At 66.1% G+C, this 14,500-nt stretch carries 17 protein-coding genes and 1 pseudogene; 5 read left to right on the top strand and 13 right to left on the bottom strand.

The annotated features are described in order from the left end of the window. The coding region (locus tag NP3_RS33145; RefSeq protein ID WP_218024983.1) for a hypothetical protein at window positions 1–310 on the top strand (310 nt) is incomplete at its 5' end. 38 nt (window positions 311–348) lie between these two features. Here NP3_RS33145 and NP3_RS33140 read toward each other — a convergent pair. Further along, entirely contained in the window at window positions 349–1,491 is a 1,143-nt protein-coding gene (locus NP3_RS33140; RefSeq protein ID WP_063045680.1) for an epoxide hydrolase family protein, read from the bottom strand. Between the two features lie 63 nt (window positions 1,492–1,554). On the opposite strand from NP3_RS33140, the gene NP3_RS33135 reads away from it, so the two are divergent. Further along, window positions 1,555–2,514, top strand: coding sequence for a helix-turn-helix transcriptional regulator (locus NP3_RS33135; protein ID WP_063045679.1), 960 nt, complete (start codon window positions 1,555–1,557; stop codon window positions 2,512–2,514). Between the two features lie 198 nt (window positions 2,515–2,712). Here NP3_RS33135 and NP3_RS51840 read toward each other — a convergent pair. Continuing rightward, window positions 2,713–3,347 (bottom strand): annotated as a pseudogene (locus NP3_RS51840) ((R)-hydratase); the annotation flags it as partial. Window positions 3,348–3,427: 80 nt separating this feature from the next. Further along, window positions 3,428–3,979 (bottom strand): AAA family ATPase, encoded by a 552-nt coding sequence (locus tag NP3_RS33120; RefSeq protein ID WP_063045676.1) that lies wholly within the window; start codon window positions 3,977–3,979, stop codon window positions 3,428–3,430. On the opposite strand from NP3_RS33120, the gene NP3_RS33115 reads away from it, so the two are divergent. Continuing rightward, window positions 3,978–4,202 carry a hypothetical protein gene (locus NP3_RS33115; RefSeq protein WP_063045675.1) on the top strand — a complete coding sequence of 75 codons (225 nt, stop codon included), beginning with the start codon at window positions 3,978–3,980 and terminating at the stop codon, window positions 4,200–4,202. The two genes, NP3_RS33120 and NP3_RS33115, sit on opposite strands and share 2 nt — an antisense overlap. Before the next feature lie 40 nt (window positions 4,203–4,242). Here the strand turns inward: NP3_RS33115 and NP3_RS33110 are convergent, their stop codons facing one another. The 3 genes from NP3_RS33110 to NP3_RS33100 are packed head-to-tail and all read right to left on the bottom strand — an operon-like array spanning window position 4,243 to window position 5,366. Continuing rightward, the gene (locus tag NP3_RS33110) at window positions 4,243–4,719 is read right to left on the bottom strand and encodes a hypothetical protein (protein WP_218024982.1); all 477 of its coding nucleotides are present in this window, start codon (window positions 4,717–4,719) and stop codon (window positions 4,243–4,245) included. Between the two features lie 42 nt (window positions 4,720–4,761). Beyond that, window positions 4,762–5,091: a YlcI/YnfO family protein gene (locus NP3_RS33105; protein WP_063045674.1), complete on the bottom strand. Its 330-nt coding sequence runs from the start codon at window positions 5,089–5,091 to the stop codon at window positions 4,762–4,764. Then, window positions 5,091–5,366, bottom strand: coding sequence for a hypothetical protein (locus NP3_RS33100; protein WP_063045673.1), 276 nt, complete (start codon window positions 5,364–5,366; stop codon window positions 5,091–5,093). The genes NP3_RS33105 and NP3_RS33100 overlap by 1 nt, the downstream gene beginning before the upstream one ends. An 87-nt stretch (window positions 5,367–5,453) precedes the next feature. Between NP3_RS33100 and NP3_RS33095 the strand changes: the two genes are divergently transcribed. Further along, window positions 5,454–5,780 (top strand): ArsR/SmtB family transcription factor, encoded by a 327-nt coding sequence (locus tag NP3_RS33095; RefSeq protein ID WP_373864798.1) that lies wholly within the window; start codon window positions 5,454–5,456, stop codon window positions 5,778–5,780. A gap of 2 nt (window positions 5,781–5,782) precedes the next feature. Next, window positions 5,783–6,256 (top strand): SRPBCC family protein, encoded by a 474-nt coding sequence (locus tag NP3_RS33090; RefSeq protein ID WP_063045671.1) that lies wholly within the window; start codon window positions 5,783–5,785, stop codon window positions 6,254–6,256. Between the two features lie 203 nt (window positions 6,257–6,459). On the opposite strand, the gene infA is transcribed toward NP3_RS33090, so the two are convergent. From infA to NP3_RS33050, 7 genes are all read right to left on the bottom strand, one after another. Beyond that, window positions 6,460–6,690 carry a translation initiation factor IF-1 gene (gene infA / locus NP3_RS33085; protein WP_157124720.1) on the bottom strand — a complete coding sequence of 77 codons (231 nt, stop codon included), beginning with the start codon at window positions 6,688–6,690 and terminating at the stop codon, window positions 6,460–6,462. Next, complete coding sequence (locus tag NP3_RS33080; protein ID WP_063045669.1) at window positions 6,690–7,490, bottom strand: GNAT family N-acetyltransferase; 801 nt, start codon at window positions 7,488–7,490, stop codon at window positions 6,690–6,692. Before NP3_RS33080 ends, infA begins: the two co-directional genes overlap by 1 nt. A 392-nt stretch (window positions 7,491–7,882) precedes the next feature. Then, complete coding sequence (locus NP3_RS33070) at window positions 7,883–8,554, bottom strand: double zinc ribbon and FHA domain-containing protein (protein ID WP_063045667.1); 672 nt, start codon at window positions 8,552–8,554, stop codon at window positions 7,883–7,885. Further along, window positions 8,554–9,840, bottom strand: a complete 1,287-nt coding sequence (locus NP3_RS33065) for a vWA domain-containing protein (RefSeq protein ID WP_063045666.1) — start codon at window positions 9,838–9,840, stop codon at window positions 8,554–8,556. The genes NP3_RS33070 and NP3_RS33065 overlap by 1 nt, the downstream gene beginning before the upstream one ends. Continuing rightward, window positions 9,837–10,901, bottom strand: coding sequence for a PP2C family protein-serine/threonine phosphatase (locus tag NP3_RS33060; RefSeq protein WP_063045665.1), 1,065 nt, complete (start codon window positions 10,899–10,901; stop codon window positions 9,837–9,839). Before NP3_RS33060 ends, NP3_RS33065 begins: the two co-directional genes overlap by 4 nt. Further along, entirely contained in the window at window positions 10,898–13,321 is a 2,424-nt protein-coding gene (locus NP3_RS33055) for a serine/threonine-protein kinase (RefSeq protein ID WP_084509340.1), read from the bottom strand. The genes NP3_RS33060 and NP3_RS33055 overlap by 4 nt, the downstream gene beginning before the upstream one ends. Continuing rightward, window positions 13,318–14,496, bottom strand: a complete 1,179-nt coding sequence (locus tag NP3_RS33050) for a hypothetical protein (protein WP_063045664.1) — start codon at window positions 14,494–14,496, stop codon at window positions 13,318–13,320. The genes NP3_RS33055 and NP3_RS33050 overlap by 4 nt, the downstream gene beginning before the upstream one ends. Between the last annotated feature and the right edge of the window lie 4 nt (window positions 14,497–14,500).

The raw sequence follows: 14,500 nt of genomic DNA, 5'->3' as shown, positions 1-14,500 counted from the left end.
TGTGGAGGGGGGCACGATGCGCCGAGACAGATTGCGGACCACCCGGACTCAGGACGGCCGCAAGCTCGCCATATGGCAATTGGAAGGGGTCTCGGCCCGCATCTTATGTGCGCAATTCACTGCCGAATCGTTCACCGCGTATCGCGTGCCCTTGCGCGCACCGGTTCCGGGAGCGCAACCCGGAACGGTCGTGTTCGATCCGTACCCCGACCTGGCCGCCGCTCGGGAGTTACTGCCCGAGCACGACGACCTGTGGGATGAGCTTCGCGACGACTACTGGGCCGCACTGATGAAGGGTGAGCCGCTATGAGTCCCTACCACCCGCCGCGAATCGTCGAGATCCCGTATCTACTTGCGATAGTCGCGGAAGGTGGCACGCAGGTCGTCGACGATCAGGTCGGGTTCTTCCATGGCGGCGAAGTGTCCGCCGCGGTCGAGTTCGGTCCAGCGCACGATGTTGTGGTTGCGTTCGGCGATGCGGCGGACCGGGATGCCGAGGTCGTGGGGCATGACCGCGACGGCGACCGGGACGTCGGTGTCGGGTTCGGTGCTGCCCCAGGTGGCGGCTGCCTCGTAGTAGTAGCGCGCCGACGAGCCGGCGGTGGCGTTGAGCCAGTAGATCATGACGTTGGTCAGCATCGCGTCGCGGTCGACGGCGTCTTCGGGCGCATCGGTGGAGTCGGTCCAGTCCTTGAATCGTTCAACGATCCAGGCCATTTGGCCTACCGGTGAGTCGGCGAGCGCGTATGACAGCGTTTGCGGACGACTGGCTTGCAGCATGGCGTACGCGCCGAGTTCGTACTGGGCGCGCTGCGCCAGTGCGACCGCCCGCTGTTCGGCGGGATTGTCGAGGTCGGCGGTCTCGGCGGTGACGGTGGCGGAGGCGATCATCGTCAAGTGCACCGCGACCACATGCTCGGCATCGATCACCGCCAGCTCGCGAGAGATCGCGGCGCCGGTGTCCTCGCCATGGGCGCCGTAGCGGTTGTAGCCCAGGCGGCGCATCAGCTCCGCCCACGCCCGCGCGGCCCGCGCGGGCGACCAGCCGACCGCGGGGCCGGAGAGCCCGTAACCGGGAATGGTCGGCACCACGACGTGGAACGCGTCCTGCGCCTTGCCGCCGTGCGCGACCGGGTCGGTCAGCGGGCCGATCGCCTCGAGGAATTCCACGATCGATCCGGGCCATCCGTGCGTGAGCACCAGCGGCAGCGCGTCGGGTTCGGGCGAGCGGACGTGGACGAAATGCACGTTGTGCCCGTCGATCTCGGTGCGGAACTGCGGGAAAGAGTTCAGCCGGGCCTCCTGGGCGCGCCAGTCGTAGGTGTTGCGCCAATAATCGGCCAGCTCCCGGGTGTAGCCGAGCGGGATGCCCTGTCGCCAACCCGCCCCGGGGTCCTCGTCGGGCCAGCGGGTGTCGTCCAGGCGCCGATTCAGGTCGTCGAGCTGCTCCTGGGCGATGGCGATGCGGAAGGGCGTGATCTCTGTGCTCATGAAAACCACACTACAATCGAGCTAGGACAGATACGGTCCTAGGATTCGGGCAGAATATGAGCTGTGTTGGAAACCTCGGCGCGACTGCTCGAACTTCTGTCCCTGCTGCAGACACCCCGCGAGTGGACCGGTGCGGAACTGGCCGAACGCCTCCAGGTCGACGCGCGGACGATCCGTCGCGACATCGACAAACTGCGCACCCTCGGCTATCCCGTGCACGCGGTCGCGGGAGCCGCCGGATACCGGCTGGGCGCGGGCGTCAAACTGCCCCCGCTGCTGCTGAACGACGACGAGGCAGTCGCCGTCGTGGTCGGGCTGCGCACCGCCGCCGGTGGCACCATCGCAGGCATCGAAGAGAATTCGCTGCAGGCGCTGGCGAAACTGGAACAGATCCTCCCGGCCCGGCTACGCCACCGCGTCTCGGCACTACAGGCCGCCACCGTCGCCATGCCGGCCAGCACCGCGCCGGTGGACCCCGACGTGCTGACCGTGATCGCCACCGCCATCCGCGATCACGAACAACTCCGCTTCGACTACCGCACCCACAGCGACACCCTGATCCGTCGCACGGCCGAGCCGCATCGGCTCGTGCACACCGGGCGGCACTGGTATCTGGTCGGCTGGGACCTCGACCGAACCGATTGGCGCACATACCGTGTCGACCGCCTGCACCCGCGCATTCCCAACGGGCCGCGGTTCACGCCGCGCGAGGCGCCGGAGGTGGATCTGGCCGGTTTCGTCTCTCGCGCGGTCAGCACAGCGCCCTATCGCTATCGAGCACGCATCACCCTCGAGGTATCCGCGGCCGTGGCGGCCGACCGCATCCCACCCACCGTCGGCGTCCTCGAGGCCATCGACGACCAGCACTGCCTGCTGCACACCGGCTCGAATTCGCTCGACGAAATAGCGGTCTACGTAGGGCTTTTCGGCTTCGGATTCCGTGTCCATGAACCACCCGAACTCATCGCCCACCTGCGAGCACTCGCACACCGCCTCACCGCGGCCACCTCATCCCAAACCTGACCAACCATTCCGCTCCAACCAATCCTGATCGGCATACTGCTGGGCAGGCACTTCACGAGCCGGATGCCGCATGGGTGACCGATCGTGCTCGGCCCTCCTCGAAAGTTCTGACCACAGCATGCGTGCCAGTGCGGCAACCGCTCTCGGTCATATTGCGCGTATCCGCTCCTGCAACCGTCGGAGCTGTGGCAGCGGAGATTATGCGAGGCGGATATCCGCGGTGGCGAGGCCGAACACCTTGCGTCCGGCCGACTTTGCGACGATAACGACGACTGCGGTCCTGGTCTCGGGGTCGACCGATTTGATGCGCCCGGTGAACTCGACGCTTCCGGCGCAGGCGGCTTCGATGACGGTGTAGTTCGACAGCCGGACCCCGTACCTGATCATCGCGCTCGGGTCACCGAGCCCTCCGCTGACAAAACCAGCGCCCAGGCCCATGGTGAGCATGCCGTGGGCGATCACATCCGGAAGGCCCGCGAGCGCGGCAACCTCGTCAGCCATTGGATCGGGTTCACATCACACGCTCGATCATGTCGCTGATGCTGGCGTCGAAGTCGTCGCTGATGATACCGACCACGGTGGTGTGCATGATCTGCACGAGCTCACCGGTCTGGTTGGTGAAGGTGTAGGTGATGGTGAGCAGGTCCCTGCCCGCGATCCGTCGCACCGAGGAGAGCTCGACATCGCTGACCAACCGGTCGCCGATGAGCACCGGCTTGTACATTTCGAAGACCTGATCGGTCTGCACGAACATGTCGTACAGTCACCACGGTCTCGAGCAGCTGGCGGTTGGCCAACATCGCGACGGTCGTAACCGGCATCAGCAGAACCGAATTCACGAGCGAAACCCCACCTTCTCACACTCATGGCGCTCGCGCCGAGGAGAACAAACGAACGGAACTGCTGGGCGCAGTCACCGAGCAGCGACTTCGCTGTCCAGTGGCCGGGCCCGCTCGAGAATCTCGTCGACGGTCTGCTCCACGGTGAGATCGGAAGTGTCCAACCACAATCCGATGCGCGGGGTCTGCGTCCGCAGCACCTCGTCCAGGCTGTCGACGGTGAAGCCGTCGTAGGCGACCTTGTCCCTGCCCGCCTCGCGGGCGGCGACCGCGGCCGGTCTCGGCGCGAGCACCACCACATACCGCGGCCTGGTCCGGATGTGGTCGAGGGTGTAGGGCAGGCACTCTCCGAGCACGACATCCTGGATGATCGCGGTGAATCCGGCCGAGGCGTATGTATCGGCGGTATGCGCGGCCAGCGCGTGTCGCAGCCGCAGTTGCTCGAGTGCCTGCGTCGACGGTTCCGGACTCATGTCCGCCCGGCCACCGATGATGAAGCGCCGGAACGCATCTCCGCGCACATGCGCCGAGCGAGGCAACCGCTCCGCCAGCGCCTGCGCGACCGTGGACTTCCCGGCGGCCTGAATACCGGTGATCAGATAGACGGCGGATTCCATATCCGCCATGCTCGCAGCCGAGCGCTACTCATTTTCGCCGCCGTTCCCCGACGCAGCTCGTCCGGTGGAACGGGTGCAGTCGCGACAGCGCGCGCCCGGTATCGGCGCGCGAGATGAGATCGTCGCCGCGGCTAGCGTGCAGGCCGGTAACGCCCGCGCCGGAGCGGTGCTGAGTGAGACGATCGAAATGTTCCAGCGAACTATTGCGGCACGGCCGTGGCAGTTTCGCTGAGAACCGTTGAGGCACCCACGATTTCGATGCATCCCATGTACTAGTCCTGCGCTGGGCGAAGAATCGGGTCGATCTCGACCAGCATGGCGATCAAGTCGCTTGCTCCATGACGTACCAGCTCATCAGGCGCTCCGGTCAATGTCTCGCACTCTCGCACAGCAGCATCCCGGTCGCGGGAGAACACTCCGAATACGTCGAGCACGGCTGTCCTGATCCAGTCGGCGTGGTTCGGATCAGCCGCGGCGAGTCCTGAGGCGACGGCAGCGAAACCGAGCACGTCCTGACGCCGGAGCAATGCCTCCGCCGTCGCGCGGGTAACGAATGTGTCGCCAGCATCAAGTATGAGGCTCGACAACGGCCCTCTGGTCTCGGGCATTTCGGCGAAGTTGGCCAGGCAGCGGCCTGCGTCTGCCCTGTCTCGGTAGTCGGGGCTTTCTGCAAGCGTGATCAGCCCGGCTACGACTGCACCTCTTACCTCGTTGCTCATGGGCACCATTCTGCTGCGCAGGTCGATCAAGTTCCCGCCGACGACCGAGATACCCGCAAGGCGCGCACCGACTCAGCTCGCGCGGTGGATGGGATGCAGTCGCGATAGCGCGCGCACGGCATCGGCGCGCGAAATGAGCTGGTCGCCATCGAGTTCGGCGATGGCTGCCTCCATCCATTCCCGGATCAGCGTCGACAGGCCGATACCGCGGTTGTCGGCGAGTTGCTTGACCCGGGTGTGCAGCTCCAGCGGCATACGGATGGAACTCGTCACCATGATGTCGTCACCGGGGGCGAGTGGTGGCGGCGCCTTCTCCGGCGGGACCGGTTCGTCGCTGAAGGTCAGCCGATCCATGAACGACGCCACTTCGTCCGGGGTGGACGGGAAATCCTTTTCACGCATCACCGGTTCTCCTGTTCCCACTCCTCGAACATTTTCAGTTCGTCGGCGCGCATTTCCCGGGCGCCGATGATCAGCCAGGTCCACTGGTCCTGTTGGCGCGTCGCCACGATCAGCGGCCGCCCGGTACCGGTGCGACCCCAGACCGACAACACCGTCACGTGCCCGTCATCGGCAATCCGCGGCCAGCGCAGTGCTCCTTCGAGGACTTGGCGTACCTCCCGGGGTCCGATGCCGATCAGGTGCGCGAACGCCCAGTCCGGCCACTCGAACCCCATAGTCACATACTACGCGCATAGTAACCGACCGATCAGTCCCGGCTTGATACTTGACGCGTAGGATTTTGCCTACCTATAGTCGGGATCGTGAACATCACCGAAGGACAGGTCTTCGCGGCACTGGCCAGTCCGGTTCGGCGCGAGGTATTGCGGCTGCTGCGCGAGGGCGGACCGCAGCCGGTGACCGATCTGGCCGCGCATTTCGAGATGGCGCGGCCGAGCTTCTCCGAACACCTGCGGGTGCTGCGGGAGGCCGAGTTGGTCAGTGAGAACAAGGTGGGGCGGCAACGACTGTATCGGCTCGAGGCGGCCCCGCTATACGAAATCCAGCAATGGTTGCACCCGTTCGAGCAGTTCTGGCGCGAGAAGTTGGCCGGGCTGCGTGAACTGCTGGACACCATGGAAGAGGAATAACGATGACCGACGATCCGACCACCATTCACGTGGACGAATTCCTGGCGCACCCACCCGCGAAGGTGTGGCGTGCGCTGACCGAGCCCGATTTGCTCGCGCGGTGGTTCATGCCGTCCGGCTTCCGGCTCGAGGTCGGGCATCGCTACACCATCGATGCGAAAGCCGTTCCGGCGACCGGCTTTTCCGGTGCGATCGCGGCCGAGGTGCTGGCCTTCGAATCGGAGCGGATGCTGCGCGTCGGCTGGCGCGACGTCGACCCGAATGCCGAGCACGGCGCCGACTGGACGATCACCTGGAAGCTCGAGGCCGAGGGCAAGGGCACCCGATTGTTCTTGGAACACGCCGGATTCGATCCGGACCATCCGCTCCAGCAGAAAGCCCGCACGATCATGGACGCCGGGTGGCGCAGCCATGTCATGCGGCGCATCGATGAGGTGTTGCAAGAATTGGAGTCGTCACCGAACCTCGGGCGCTGAGTCGCGCCGCATTTCCTTGCAGCTATCGGCTGTTCGATCAGGCGATCTCGGCAAAGTGCAGCACCGCCGAACGCCGGATACACCGTGGGGTGTCTGCCCCAGTGACAACGGCCGAGATGGTATCGGCGACCGTCATCGAACCGGTCGCCGATACCATGGCCATCAAGACAGCGACGTCGATTCGGTCATGTCCTGGTCCTGCGTTACGTCCTGTACCGGAACAGGATTCGACCGCGGGTGAGGTCATACGGGCTGAGCTCCACGAGCACCCGATCCTGCGGCAAGATCTTGATGTAGTTCTTCCGTATCTTCCCGCTGATGTGTGCGAGTACCTTGTGCCCGTTCGCGAGTTCCACTGTGAAAGTGGCGTTGCGCAGACACTCGACGACGGTGCCTTCGATTTCGATGCCCCTGCCGTTTTTTGCCGTAGTCATCATCGCAGCACCAACTCCAGGTTGCTGCCTGCGCGGCTGCTGCCGCCAACGCCGTCGAACAGCGCTGCAGCGGCGGTGTTGGTGTCGTTCACATACGCCGATGCCGTTTCGATCCCCGATTGGTGCAGCGAGCGAAGTACCGGGGCGAGCAGTGCTCTGGCGATACCTTGGCGGCGTTGGTCGGCTCGAACAACGATGAGTTCGATACGTGCGTGCCGACGTCGCGATGCGACGCGGAGCAGTCCGACATACTCGCCGGACCGGGTTGCGACCGCATACTGTGCCGGATCGACCGGAACGATCCCGTCCGGGCGGGTAATTATCTCGGCGGGCATGGAGTCCCAGCCGACGGTGTCGTCGATTTCGGCACGGATCCTGGTGTAGGCCTCGAGGAGTAGTACTTCTTGTGCCGCGCCGACCGGCAGTATCGTCACGCCCTCGACCGACGGCACCGAGTCGAGCCCGGTGTGGTGCGGGTCGGTGGATACGAGGTATTCCCACTCACGGCGGCGGGTCGTGAAACCAGCCCGCTCCCAAGCAGACCTCAGGTCCACGTCGACTTCATCGACCACCGTGTAAATCGGCCTCGAAAGCGCTGGCAGCATCGCACTAGCGAGTTGGTCGAAGACCGTGCCGTGCCACGAGTCGATGCTGAGGAAGATCCGACCGTCGGGCCGCCGCGAAGCGTCGCCGCGGCCGATCACTCGGTCGTCGGCTACCGCCTGCCATTGTGTCTCCGCAACCCGCGTGATCACTACGGTGGGCTCACCCATACCCGCAGTGAAATTCATAGAATTCATTGGTTGTCGCCTTTCGGGATTGCCTTGTTGCTCAGGCGCTCCCGGCGACACCTACATCGTTCGCCCGACCGTGACGACGAGAGGGAGCCCCCACATCGATACAGTGTTCATGGGTCTCACCTCCTCGCTTGATGCCACGGTGTCACGGAGGCTATCAGCTCGAACATCATCCTGCCCAACTCTTTTCCGCCGACCGGCTCGACTGGCTACCGGTGCACTGCTCGAGCATGGCATCGACGCCACCACCCCGGCCGCAGTTCCTGTTCCACGTCGTCGCCGCGATGGACGAGTGGACTGCGGACCTGATCAGCGAGGCGAACGCCGCTACACCGTCGCCCAAAACAGCAGACCCCCTGTCGGGTGTGAGCTTGCGATGAGGGGGCAGTACTCGCTCAGAGGTTTTCCGCGGTCACGATGATTGTGGTCCAACCGCCCAGGTGAATTCGGTCACCGCTCTGGAGCGGGACGGGCACCTTGCCGGGGATCAGGTCTTCGCTGCCATTCAGGCTTGTGCCGTTGGTGGAGCCGAGGTCGGTGATGGTTATGCCGGTTTCGGCGAGGCGGAGGATCGCGTGGGCGCGGGAGACCCCTGCGTCGGCGGGGGCGATGCCCAGATCGATCTCGGGTTGCAGACCCTGGGAGACGCTGTGTTTGCCGATCAGGATGTCGTTGCCGCGCAGGGTGATTCGGCGCTCGGGGTAGAACGCCGGGAATTCGACCTGGTCGGCGTCGGGGCCCTTGCGGGCCTGCACGCGGTCGTAGAACTCACGATCGGCGGTGATCGTGGCGACCCATGTCACGGTACCGGCCGCGCTCACGACCTCAGCGGCGGAAACCGCGGTGGCGGTGACGATTTCGGTCGGCGCGGCCGCACGCGGCTCCGGCGTCGGCAGCGCTGAATCGGCGCCGCAGACTTCACAGAAGCGGCCGGTGCTCGGCGACCCGCATGACGGGCACAGCGCGGCCGAGGTCGTCGGTGCGGGCGCGCCGATCGGTGAACCGCAGACATCGCAGTAATCCGTCGCGACGGACTGATGCCCGTCCGGACAGGTAGCAATCGCCATCACCCCTCCTTGCGTACCCGCGCCGTCTTGGTGGAGCGTGCGTCCAAGGCCATTTCGTCCGCGGCCTCGACCCTGGCGCGCAACCGCACCGTGCCATTGCGCTCGTCCACCTCGACCACACCGCGCAACAGCTTCGCGGTGCCCTCGTTCCCCGATTCGGCGGCGAGCTCGACCGCGCGCCGCAGCTTCGCCGTCGCGGTCTCCACATCACCGTTTTTACGCGCGCTCAACCCCTCTTGCACGACCTGGGCGAGTTCGGCCTGTCCGGTGTAATGCGCAACGCGCCTGCTGATCCGGGCCGAGAGTTCGGTCTCGGTGGTCCACACCGCGCGTACCAATCCCTGACCGACCACCTCGTCGCCCGCGACCACACTGATCCGGGCCGCGAGCTTCTCCCGTCCGGGTGCGGCGGGCTCGACCCGCACCTGCACGTGGTAGTCGCGGTCCTCCGCGCCCCAGGCGCCGAGCGGGTACTCCCCCAGTTGCGATCCGGCGTCGGTGCGTCGCGCGGTGAGATCCTCGATGGTCGGGGCGACCTGCTTGACGAACTGGACGGTGGCGCCCGCCGGTGTCCACACCCGCAGGGTGAGTTCCGGAATCGCCTTGGCCATCGACGTCTGCGTCATGGCGGCGAAGTCCGCGGCCAGATTCGCCGGATCCGCGACGATATCGACCGTGCCGTGCAGCGCCGAGGCGATGGTGCGCAATTCGTCCACCTGCCAGTCGGTGCCGACGCCGCGGCAGTCACAGGTGAAGATGCCCTCGGACTGTTTGATCTCGGCGGCCAGCGCCGCAGGTTCCTCGTGTTCGTTCTTGCCGTCGGTGAGCAGAATGGCGTGCACCATGGCATCCGGATGTTTCTTGGCCAGCTGCCGGGTGAGCCCGAGCCAGGTGCCCATGGCGGTGCCGCCGTTGGGCCGCAACTTGTCCAGTGCGCGGCGGGCCGCGGCCCTGGTATCGCGGTTGACGGGCACCGATGGCTTGTCGCCCGGATAGGTCAGCCGCGCCATCGACGTGCCCTCGATGATCGCGAACCGGGTGCCGTCCTTCAATACATCGAGTGCGGCCAGGGTGGCTCGGCGTGCACCCTCGAACTTCTTGCCGGTGGCCATCGATCCGGAGCAGTCGATGATCAGCACCTCCAGTCGCTCCGGTTCCGGTCCGGCGGCCACGAAATCCGCGCCGGTCTCCACGGTCACCACCGCGTCGACTGTATCCGCGCCCTCGGCCAGGTATTCGTTCTGGTCTATCGCTACCGAAATCCCGTTATTCGCAATGGAACTCACTGTGCAACTCCTGCATCGACCGATGGCCCGATCGGCACCAGCGCGACGGTGATGTTGTCGCTCCCCCCGGACCGTAGTGCAAATTCGACAAGCGCCCGCGCCGCCTCCTCGCGCGGTAACCCGCTGACCATCCGTGCCAACGCCGCCGGATCGGACACGTAGTTCCAGAGTCCGTCACTGCACAGCAACAGCACCCCGGGACCCGTGGTGTGAAAGGTCTTCACACATCGGTCCGACCACGCCTTGTCCTCGCTGTCGGCACCGAGCCAGCGCAGCAAGGTATGCGCCCGCGGATCCCGCATCGCGGACTGCTCGTCCATGGCACCCGCATCGACGAGCGCCTGCGCCCACGAGTCGTCGACGGTCAGCCGTGTCGACGGCAAATTCCCGCCCGCGATCGGCTCGATGCCGACGCCCTGCAACCAATATGCCCGGCTGTCACCGACATTCGCGACGGTGATCTCCACGCCGTCGCCGCCGTATCCGCGCACGATGGCCGAAACGTAGGTGCATGATGGAGCGTGACCGTCGTGCGTCGCGATATCGCGCACGGCCTCCGATGCGGCCGTGAGCCCGGCCATCACAACCGCCGTGCCCGAGCGCGCTTCGGCCAATGCGGTGAGGCAGGCATCGACGCCCGCACGCGCCGCCGCGCCCGAGGCCGCCTGCGGATCATCGGAGGTGGAGACGCCGTCGCTGACCGCGATCACCGAGACGACCGGGCGCTTGGCACCGTCTTCCAACACCGCCGCCGCGACCGCATCCTCGTTGCGCGCGTGCGCGATACCGCGATCGGTCATGACATACACCGCGCCGAGATCGGCCTCGAATCGATCCGGCTGCGGCCGCAATTGACCGCAGCCGCCGCAGTAACCATCGGCGTCGTATCGGGTGCCGCCACAACCCTCACATGTCGGCGCCGCATCCGGATCCGACCGCGGCAGCGCGATTCTGCGCGCGCCGAGTTCGCGGCCGCAGGCCTCACAGAACCGGTCGGCCACCCCGACCCGCGCCGCGCACTCCGGGCACCGCGGCTGCACCGCGGTATCAGGTCCGGTCATAGGTTCGTCCTCGGCCGGATCGCATTGGCACGATCCACCAGCTCGAATCGGGCCCACATATCTTCGGTTTCGCGGGCGAGGTCGCGATAGCAGCGCTCCAAACCGGTTCGTACTCCGTCCTGATCGAGGTTGGCGCCGAGCAGCGCCCCATGTGTCGTCGGTGCTTTTCCCGTGCGCAGCCAGTTCAATGCGGCGTCCAGCACGCGCATTCGCACCTGTGCGCCACGGCTTTTCGATTCGATTCGCAATGCCTCGACCCGTCCGCCCGCATCGCGCAGCAGCGTTTCCGATAGTTCATCGGGTGTGCGGTCGGCCAGCATGGTCTCCACCGCCGTCAGCCGTGCCTCGGTGTAGAGCGCCGATGCCGAATCCACCTGGTCGAGTACGGCGACCGCGCCGTCGCGATCGCCGTCCGCATTGCGCAGCCGGGCCAGTCCGAAGGCGGCGCTGGCGAAGCCGTGGTCGGTGCGCCAGACCGTGTCGTAGTAGCGCGCGGCCTGTTGCCGATCCGACTGCGCGCCCGCGAGTTCGGCGACGGCCGCCTGTGCGATCTTCGGCGCGGCCTCACCGGGCAATGCGGCGTACACGGCATCGAATTCGGCATGTGCCGCATCCGTATTGCCCGCGAGCAGCTCGGCTTGACCGCGATACCAGGCCAGCCGCCAGTCACCGGGCAGGGTGTCGGCGAGTTCGTCGAGTCGGCGCAGCGCGTCGGCCGGATCGCCGACCTCCAGCGCGGCGCGGACCAGCCGCAATGGAATCTCCACGGACGCACCGCGGGTCGTGAGCACCGATCGCAGTCCCGCCTCGAAGGCCGGTTCCAGTTCGGCGGGAGAAGTTCCGCCGGTGGTGGCCAGCAGCGCCGCACCGCTGTCGTTCGGATCCACCAGCGGAACGGGCAGTGCCGCAACGATACTCGCTGGCGTCAGCGCTTCCTGAATGCCGAATACGCCACGCGGCGGCCCGAAGTAGGCCGACATTCCGGGACGCGGCACACCGTCATCGATGCTCAGCACCTCGCGCAGCACGCCGGTCAGCTGATCGGCCATCTCCTCCATCGAGGAGAAACGCGCCTCTGGATCGGCCTCGGTGGCGCGCAGGATGAATCGGTGCAGCGAATCATATTTCGCCAGTAGCGGTTCGGCGTCCGGATCGGGCAGTGCGCCGAAGTGTCCACCCTGCTGCGGCACATTCATCAGCAATACCGCGAGAGTGCGTCCGACGGTGTAGACCTCGGTCGCCACGGTCGGCCCGCTTTGAGAAATTTGGGGGTCCTGATAGCCGATGGTGCCGTAAATAGGGCTGTCCTGATCGTCCATGGCGATCACCGCGCCCATATCGATGAGCTTGAGCTGCTCATCGGTCTGCATCACGTTGTCCGGCTTGAAATCGCAGTAGGCCAGGCCGAGCGAATGCAGATAGCCGAGCGCGGGCAGCATCTCCAGAATGTAGGCGATGGCCTGCGGTGGCGGCAGATAGCTGCCGTCGGCATCGCGGCGGGCGCGCAGGATCTGTTTGAGCGACGTCCCGCCGACGTACTCCATGACGATGTAGCCGACCGCGACACCGTCGGCGCCGCGGTGCTCGACGAAGTTGTAGATCTTGACGATGCTGGGATGTTCGACCTCGGCGAGGAATCGCTTTTCGGCGACCGCCGCGGCCATCGCGTCCAGATCCCCGGAATTGAGTAGACCTTTCAGCACCACCCAGCGGTTTGCGACATTGCGGTCGGTGGCCAGATAGATCCAGCCGAGTCCGCCGTGCGCCAAGCAGCCGACCACGTCGTACTGTCCGCCGACCAAGTCGCCCTTGCGTAGCTTCGGTGTGAAGGAGAACCGGGTGCCGCAGTTGGGACAGAAGCCCTCGGTGCGGCCGGGCGTACCGTCATGGCCGCGGCCGACCGGTTGTTCACATTTGCCGCAGAGCCGCTTTCCCTCGGCGACCTGCGGATCGGCCAGGACCGCGGTGGCCGGGTCGATGCGCGGGATCCGCGGCACTTCCACCATGCCCGCGCCGAGCCGACCGCGAGCGCTGGATTTCGACGAGGTCCGGCCGGTGCGCACCGAACGTCCGGAGGCGCGGGTGCTTCCCGAGCGGGCCGACAGTGCGGAAGTTCCGGAATTTCCGGCCGGAGCTGTGCCGCAAGCATCGCAGTAGCCGTCGACGATGTTTCCGCCGCAGCCCGGCTCGGCACAGATAGCCTGCCGCGATTCAGCCGGAGCCGTGCCGCAGGCGTCGCAATATCCACCGGCAATGGTTCCAGTGCAGCCCGGTTCGGCACAGGCCAGGGCCTTGCTCGAAACCTCATGCCGGATAGGGATTTCCGCCGAAACAGTGGTCGCCTCGGCGGGTGCGGTGCCGCACACCGCGCAGTATCCGTCTTCGATCGTGCCGCCGCAGCCCGGCTCATTACAGGTCATCTGCCCCGCCCCGATTTCTCCCCGATGATCTGCTGGAAGTCGGCGACCGCCCGGGTAACGGCCGCCAGATCACACGGTCGCCGCGCGAGCAGACCCGCCGCGATCTGATTCGAGGCCAGGACATCTCGGTCCTCGCTGACGCCGAGACGAGCCGCCTTCGCCTGATAGGCGGCCAGTCGTCCGCGCAACTCGGCACGCCGATCGAGCAGGCCCTGAGCCAATTCCTGCACGGTGGCCGCTCCCGCGGTCGCGTCCGCGATTTGTGTGCGCAACCGGACCAACTCCGCTGCCGCGCCCGATTTCGCGGATAACGCATCTAGTTCGGCTTCGAGCGCGGCGGTGTTGTCCTCGGACACCGGCAGCGGGCCAGCCGAAATCTTCGCCTCGACTTGCGTCCGCGCCTCCGCCGCGCGGGCTCGGGTGGCCCGCAGCACCGCCAAGCGACTGCGCGTTTCGGCGACCGCCTCGGCCCAATCCGCAGCGACCGCAACGAGTTCGGCGAGAATGGTGGCCACCTGCCGCAACTCCCCCGACAACTCCGCTATGCGCGCATCGATCTCCGGCACCGTCAACGCGAGTGGATCGGTCGCCGATCGGCTCAGCAATTCGGCGATGCCGTCGCCGATCGCGCGCAACTGCGTGGTCTCGCCCCCGGCCGCACCTGCTTTGTCCAGGGTGTCCTGCAGTGGCGCGAGGCCCGACATCACCCTCGTGTTCACCGCATCGATCGTGTCGAGGAATTCGGCGATTTCCGGGAAGGTGGCCCGCATGCGATCAACGGTATCGGCGAGTCCGACGAACAGAACCTCTTCGGCGGGTCCGGTGAGCGAACGTTGCGCCATCGGTATCGGCGTGCGCGCGGCCTCGTAGGGACGCCCACGCAGCAGCCGGGTGAGTTCGGCGCGCTCACCGTCGTCGAGGCGCGCCCGAGTGCCGCGCACCTTGCGCGCCGATTCCAGGATGATCTGCAGACGGCTGTAGTCCTCCCACATCAGCGCGAGCGCGGCGCGGACCGGCAGCCAGCGCTGTTCGGTCACCCCGGTCGGCGGATACCGCTGCAGCAGCGTGTGGCCCGGATGTTTGTCCAGTTCCAGCAGGGTGGCGGTGATGGCATCGAATTCGATTGTGCGGGTGGTCAATTCGGCGTCGATTTCGGCGAGAGTGAGTAGCTGCATGGTT

The sequence above is a fragment of the Nocardia pseudovaccinii NBRC 100343 genome (assembly GCF_001613225.1).
Classification (GTDB): Bacteria; Actinomycetota; Actinomycetes; order Mycobacteriales; family Mycobacteriaceae; genus Nocardia; species Nocardia pseudovaccinii.
The sequence above is the reverse complement of the archived record's forward strand: the minus strand, read 5'-3'. Positions and strand labels throughout refer to the sequence as shown.